4 protein-coding genes are annotated in these 5,334 nt (G+C 64.1%); 1 reads left to right on the top strand and 3 read right to left on the bottom strand.

Going from position 1 to position 5,334, the window contains the following annotated elements:
* Window positions 1-342: 342 nt before the first annotated feature.
* The gene (locus VGE27_RS03505) at window positions 343-3,702 is read left to right on the top strand and encodes an amidohydrolase family protein (protein ID WP_331048249.1); all 3,360 of its coding nucleotides are present in this window, start codon (window positions 343-345) and stop codon (window positions 3,700-3,702) included.
* 70 nt (window positions 3,703-3,772) lie between these two features.
* Here VGE27_RS03505 and VGE27_RS03500 read toward each other — a convergent pair whose 3' ends face one another.
* The 3 genes from VGE27_RS03500 to VGE27_RS03490 form a co-directional block, all read right to left on the bottom strand.
* The gene (locus VGE27_RS03500) at window positions 3,773-4,144 is read right to left on the bottom strand and encodes a hypothetical protein (RefSeq protein WP_331048248.1); all 372 of its coding nucleotides are present in this window, start codon (window positions 4,142-4,144) and stop codon (window positions 3,773-3,775) included.
* A gap of 22 nt (window positions 4,145-4,166) precedes the next feature.
* A complete protein-coding gene (locus VGE27_RS03495; protein WP_331048247.1) occupies window positions 4,167-4,598 on the bottom strand; it encodes a DUF1801 domain-containing protein in 432 nt (143 codons plus the stop codon).
* A gap of 79 nt (window positions 4,599-4,677) precedes the next feature.
* Window positions 4,678-5,334: S41 family peptidase (locus VGE27_RS03490; RefSeq protein ID WP_331048246.1), on the bottom strand; the 657-nt coding region annotated here is incomplete at its 5' end.

Genomic DNA, 5,334 nt, shown 5'->3' with positions numbered 1-5,334 from the left:
GCCGCGAGGGCCGGAACGACGCGCCCCAGGGTGCGGTTGGCGCGACGGACGATTCGGAGTGATGCGGGGATGGAATCGGTCACCCTGAAGTATCGCCACGTGCTGATGCGACGAGGAAGGGAGTCGCTTAAGTGAATAGTTGACTGTCGAGCCGTTCACGGCGGTTCTGCAGCGCCTGGTCCGGGACCGGTCGAGTCTGGACGGCGACGGGGGGCGGCGCGTTCTTGTGGGACATCGTTTCCGCCCGGCACGACGTAACACAGCCGTCGTCCGCTGTCAGGCGCGGACAGTCCAGAGGGGCACGCCCCTGGTACCGATGTCCATCACGGGAGAGATCAGCAGATGAAACACTGGGACGCCCGCAACGCTGGCGTACTCGCCGCGTCGGCCGCTGCCATCGCCGCCGCACTCGGTCCTGCCACACTCTCAGCTCAGGCGCCGGCAGCGCCCCAGGCTCGCGCAGCCGGTGAGCAGTGGGATATCACCGCCGCGCGCGGCAAGACGCGGGACATCGATTTCACCACCACCGAAGGCACGTGGATGTCCACCGACATCACGGCCGACGGGCAGTGGATCTACTTCGACCTGCTCGGCCATGTGTATCGCATGCGCGCGGCGGGCGGTGACGCGGAAGTGCTCACGCAGAACAGTGGCGTGGCGCTCAACTACCAGCCGCGAGTGTCACCCGATGGCAAGCTGGTCGCGTTCATCACCGACCGGCGCGGTATGCAGAACCTGTGGGTGATGAATGCCGACGGCAGCAACCCGCGCGCAGTGGCCACGGACAACGCGTCCAACATGGCCGAACCGGCGTGGACGCCCGATGGACGCTTCATCATCGTGCGCCGGAGTGGCGGCGGAAACGCCGAGGGCGGCGGGGGTGCAGGTGGCCTCTACATGTACCACCGCGATGGCGGGCAGGGTGTGCAGCTGGTGGCTGGTGGTGTGTGGCCCAGCGTGAGCAAGGACGGGAAGTTCCTGTTCTATCACGTGAACATGTCCAACGTGACCACTAAGGATTTGTCGGCCGGCCAGTTGCAGCTGCGTCGCTGGAGCTTCGAGACGGGTGAAGTCGTGGACATCACCAGCGGTGAAAATGTGGGTGCTGCCGCAGGTCGCTTCTCCAGTGGCGGTGGCGCCGCGCCCGAGATTTCCCCTGATGGTCGCTGGCTCGCCTTCGCGCGCCAGATTCCCGACGGTGTGCTCGATTTCAAGGGACACAAATACGGTCCGCGTTCGGCCCTGTGGCTGCGTGACATGAAGACGGGCACCGAGCGCCTGCTCATGGATCCCATCGAACCCATCGCCATCAGCGCCGGCAAGGTGCTGGGTGCGCTGCCGCGCTATCGCTGGGCCGCCGACGGGCAGAGCCTGATCCTCACGCAGGGTGGCAAGATCCGCCGTGTGGCCGCAGCCACCGGCGCCGTCACCACCATCCCGTTCTCGGCCAAGGTGCACCGCACCATCTCCGAGATGGCGCGCAAGGAATTCCGCATCAGCGACGGGCCGGTGGAAGCGCAGTTCGTGCGCTGGCCTTCCGCCACGGTGGACGGCAAGAAGATCGTCTTCCAGGCGCTCGGACACATCTACGCGCAGGACGGCGCGGCGGGCGCGCCCAAGCGCCTCACACCGGATTCGTTCAAGCCGCTCGAGTACGCGCCGGCTATCAGCCCCGATGGCAAGTGGGTGGCGTTCGTGACGTTCGACGACGCCGCGCGCGGCAATCTGTACAAGATTGCAATCACCGGTGGTGCACCGGTGAAGCTCAATCGCGACCCGGGTGACTATGTGGACCCGGTGTGGACGCCCGATGGTGCGCAGGTGGTGGTGGGTCTTGGTGAAGGCGCCACGGCGCGTGGCCGCACCATCACGCACAATGCGTGGTACGATCTGGTGCGCTTCACGGCGGTGGGCAACGACACGGGCATCACGGTGGCCTCGGCTATCAAGCCCACGGGCGCTGCGCAGGGCAACGAAGCGCGTCGTCAGCTCCTGCGTCCGAGCTTCGGCCCGGAAGGCCGCCTGTTCTATCCCGAGCAGCGCGCCAATCGCCCGGGTGCACCGGGCGGCGTGGCGCTCATGAGCGTCAAGCTTGATGGCAGCGACAAGCGCACGCATCTCACGTTCCCCGCGGCCGATGAAATCGTGCCGAGCCCTGATGGACAGTGGGTGGCGTTCCAGGAAGGCGACAACGTGTACGTGACGGCGATGGCGTGGGGCGGCACTGGTGGTGACGCCGAACGCATCGAAAAGCGTCGCGGCATCTTCCCGGTCACGCAGCTCTCGCGTGACGGCGGCATCTTCCCCCGCTGGCGCGATGCCAAGTCGCTGGAGTGGGGCAGTGCGAAGCAGTACTTCTCACACAACGTCGACACGAAGAAGACCGACACGGTCACGTTGTCGGTGAGTGGTACGCGCGGGGCGGTGGCCAAGGGCACGATCGCCATCACCGGTGCGCGCATCCTCACGATGAACAAGCGTCAGGTGATCGATCGCGGTACCATCGTGATCAAGGATGGCCGCATCACCTGCGTGGCAGCGGACTGCAGCACGGCGGGTGCCGGCAAAGTGATCGATGCCGCGGGCAAGACGATCATCCCCGGCTGGGTGGACATGCACGCGCACCACTACCGTGAGTGGCGTGGCATGCGGCCTCAGCATGACTTCGAGCAGTCCATCTACCTGGCGTACGGCGTGACGTCGTCGATGGACGTGAGCACGTGGAGTCAGAACGTGTTCCCCACGGGTGAGCTGATCGAAACGGGCGACATGATCGGTTCGCGCACGTTCAGCACGGGCGACAACGTCAGCCGCGGTGATGGCGCGCGCACGAACGACATCTCCAGCTACGCGATCGCGCAGGCCACCGTGGCCCGCCTCAAGAGCTGGGGCGCGGTGCAGATCAAGCAGTACGCCCAGCCGCGTCGTGATCAGCGTCAGTGGCTCACCGATGCGGCGCGTGTGGCGAACCTCAACGTCACGTCCGAGGGCGGCACGCTCTTCGAAAACCTCGGCATGATCATGGACGGCCAGACGGGGTGGGAGCACTCGCATGGCGAAATCCTGATGTACTCCGATGTGTCCACGTTCCTGGGCAAGGCTGAAGCGACGTACTCGCCGACGCTGGTGGTGAGTGGTCCGTCGAGCTGGAACATCGAGTACTGGTTCGCCGAGCGTGACTGGTGGACCGATGCGAAGATCCGCACGTGGTTCCCGTGGCGCAGCCTGATCTCGCCGTTGCGCGTGCGTCAGCTGCGCCCCAAGACGGACTACAGCTACCCGATCATTTCGCAGGCGATGGCGGATGTGATCAAGGCCGGTGGCTATTCGGCGCTGGGTTCACACGGTGAACTTCACGGCCTGGCCGCGCACTGGGAAGTGTGGATGGGTGAGCCGGGTCTGGGCGCGCATGGGACGCTGGAAGTGGCGTCGCTGCAGAGCGCACGTTTCCTCGGCGCCGACAAGGATCTGGGCTCGCTCGAAGTGGGCAAGCTGGCCGATCTCATGATCCTGAACAGCAACCCGCTGGAGAAGATCCAGAACACCCTCGACATGAAGTGGGTGATGAAGGGCGGTGTGTTGTACGACGCGGCCTCGCTGGATGAAGAGTGGCCGGTGGCGCGCAAGTACGGCCCCAAGTACTGGATGAGCGAAGAGAACCTGCAGCAGAACGAAAAGAAGAGCACGCAGCACGATCGCTGATCGGCGGTGCTGCAAAGGAAGACGGGCCCGGTGCCAAATGCATCGGGCCCGTTCTCTTGTGTGGTTCTCGCTATCTCGGAATGGAAACCGCTACTGTCGCGAAACGGCATTCTCCACCACATGAACCGCTGGACGCCTCATACTGTGGCCTGATGGTATGCCTCGACGCTCCGACGGAGGTATTGATGACGATCTCCACTTCGCTGGCGGTGATGTCTTGAAATCCGTGAGAGGTTCCGCAGGGTGAAGACTCCACGCAGGTAATGACTTCACCGGGCTGACCCGGCACCAGCGCGGAGATGGTAAAGGTGCCAGCGGGCAGAGCATCGAGATTGATTTGTAGTCCGTTGTAGCAGCCTATCAGCACGCAATCTCCACATCCCGCCAGGCCAGCCAGGGCAAGCAATCCAATCCGTGTACGTGTTTGACGAAAGAGGGTCATTTGAAATGGGTGAAAGTGGACGTTAAGCGCCCCGCTTCTTCGCCACGGAGGCCTTCCGCGCCCTCACCTTCGGAGAGGCAAGCCGCGGATCACCAAGCGACGTGTCGAGCTCGAGAGCGGCCTTGACCAGACGCCGGGCTCGCGCAGCAGGAATGCTCATCCCTTCCCGTAGCTCGAGCGTCGCCATCTCGAACTTACCCCCGGGCTTGAGACGAGGTTCGATGTCCTGCAATCGCTGACCTCGCCAGAAGCCGAGCAGTACGCGTTCATTTTCTGCGCGAATGAGCAGGACCGGATGCGCCGTGGAATACACGAGGTGTCCCCATTTCACCTCCTCATTGAGCAGCTTCGACGCCCGGACCACAGCCCGCAACTGCGTCACACGTTCGAAGCGCCAGCCATCGAGCGCTTCGACATACGCGTCGGGAGACGCCGCTGCTGCCATCTTCTTCATATATCGGGCACCGAGTCGAGAAGCGCTGTGAAGGATGTTGAACCAGCGCCACGAATTTTACCCGCTGACTCCACAACGTCTATCGGGCGAAACGCTGCTCCACGGCGGCAATGGCGTCACGGGTCCTACTCCAGTCCATTCGCACATGAGGCGCAATACCCTTGCCGCGCATTCCCCGCTTGGGCAGATCGGCGTGTGCGGTGATGGTCGGATAGCCGAGAGCCCAGCGGCGATCACCTGTACCTAGTGATACGATCTGCGTGCTCTGGTAATCGAGGGCGCCGGTGGTGGGTTCGCCCACCACTGTGGCGCGCGGGCTGCGCAGCGCCTTGAGCACCAGCACTTCGGCCGCGCTGACGGTACCGCCGTCTACCATGACCACCACGCGCCAATTCCCGGGGTGACTGGGTTCCTTGCCCGTGTCGGCAGGAAACCCGTCCAGGGGAACCAGTGATCCAGTTTCTGTTTCCAGGCGCTGCAGAAACCGTCGACTGGCTGCGCTGGTGTCACCACCGACCAAACGTTTGGCGTAAGCGAGCTGGGACGGAGACGCCAGCATCACGGCGGTCCCGGATTCGTACGGTGTCGTGCGACGGGAGGCACCGGCCACATAGGGATTGAACGCGCGTGTCGTACCTGAACCGCCTCCTTCGTTCCCGCGAAGATCGACAATGAGCAGCGGCCGAACACTGATGGCATCGGCATGCGCGCCGACCAGACTGTCGATTCGTCGTGT

Origin of the sequence: Gemmatimonas sp., from assembly GCF_036405635.1 — a bacterium.
Classification (GTDB): domain Bacteria; phylum Gemmatimonadota; class Gemmatimonadetes; order Gemmatimonadales; family Gemmatimonadaceae; genus Gemmatimonas.
The sequence above is the reverse complement of the archived record's forward strand: the minus strand, read 5'-3'. Positions and strand labels throughout refer to the sequence as shown.